Genomic DNA, 539 nt, shown 5'->3' with positions numbered 1-539 from the left:
AGCTCGCCTGTCCGCTATCGTCGGTATAGTTCTGCACCGTCTTCGCGATATGCGGCAGCGCCGAATCAGGAGTGTACGAAACATCGTCCGTGACCACGCCGGAAACCGTATTGCGCTCGGAAGTAAGCAGGCCCGGATAGTTGGACGCATACGTGTAGCTGCTGATATGGCCGAGCGGATTGGTATACGTCAGGACGTTGCCGAACTGATCGTACGTATACGCGTTGATTTTGGTACCGGTCTTCTCCGGTTTCTGCGTATAGTCCGTATCCGTCTCGGTGATCTTGACCGCAAGCTGCTGATCCGGGTCGTAGACCGTGTCGATCTGCTTTTTGTATTCGCCAGTCTTCTCGCGCGTTTCCTTAACCGCCAGATGATCCGCGTTCAGAACGGTCGTTTCGCTGATCTTCTCGTTTGCGCCGACACCGTTCGGATCGCCGACGGAGGTGCGTTTTACCGTGGAAGAAGTTTGGGCAGAATCGGAAAAGTCGGTCGCGTTCGTGTAATCGTAAGCAACCATGTTCTTCTTCTTGGTGCCG

The 539-nt window shown here is 54.7% G+C and carries 1 protein-coding gene; it reads right to left on the bottom strand.

The genetic code is table 11. From position 1 onward, the window contains the following. The coding region (locus tag QWJ34_RS27055; protein WP_302732235.1) for a hypothetical protein at window positions 1–539 on the bottom strand (539 nt) is incomplete at both ends.

Origin of the sequence: Saccharibacillus sp. CPCC 101409 (genome assembly GCF_030518235.1) — a bacterium.
In the GTDB taxonomy this organism is placed as follows: Bacteria; Bacillota; Bacilli; order Paenibacillales; family Paenibacillaceae; genus Saccharibacillus.
Note: the sequence above shows the minus strand (reverse complement) of the source record. Positions and strands in the feature narration are given on the sequence as shown.